The sequence below is a fragment of the Photorhabdus viridis genome, assembly GCF_040256935.1.
GTDB lineage: Bacteria > Pseudomonadota > Gammaproteobacteria > Enterobacterales > Enterobacteriaceae > Photorhabdus > Photorhabdus viridis.
The window spans coordinates 1-479 of the sequence record NZ_JBEJZY010000258.1 but is presented as its reverse complement, the minus strand read 5'-3'; the positions used below and the strand labels follow the sequence as shown (position 1 = coordinate 479).

1 protein-coding gene is annotated in these 479 nt (G+C 49.5%); it reads left to right on the top strand.

The genetic code is table 11. The features are described from left to right. Positions 1 to 479: DUF637 domain-containing protein (locus ABR397_RS23255; protein ID WP_350307768.1), on the top strand; the 479-nt coding region annotated here is incomplete at both ends.

Genomic DNA, 479 nt, shown 5'->3' with positions numbered 1-479 from the left:
GCAGGCCAGTCCATTATCAGTTCCAGTCTGGGGACAACGATTAATGGCGGCAGCTTTAAAGACAATTTCACCACCGCATTACTTGCCAATATCGGCAATCAGATTAATGCAGAAGGGGCCCATTTAATTGGTGATAACGGGGAAATCTTAGGCTACACAGGAAAGATGTTAAGCCATGCCGTTGTGGCAGGAATTAGTGCGGAAATCGCCGGAGGGAATGCCAAAGGGGCTGCTGTGGGAGCTCTGGCCGCTGAATTAGCGGCCATTACAATGGAAAGCCGGCTATTTGAACCGTCGTACAAGAATGAAACAGCGCGACAAATCCATAAAATTCAGGAAGCGCTGACGGGTAATGAAGCCAAGGCTCAGACGGCTAAATTTATCGGGGCATTGTCGGGCGCTCTGATTAGCCATACACCCGAAGGTGCTTACAGTGCGGCGAACAGTGCAGAACTTGTCTATCGTAACAACATGACTGA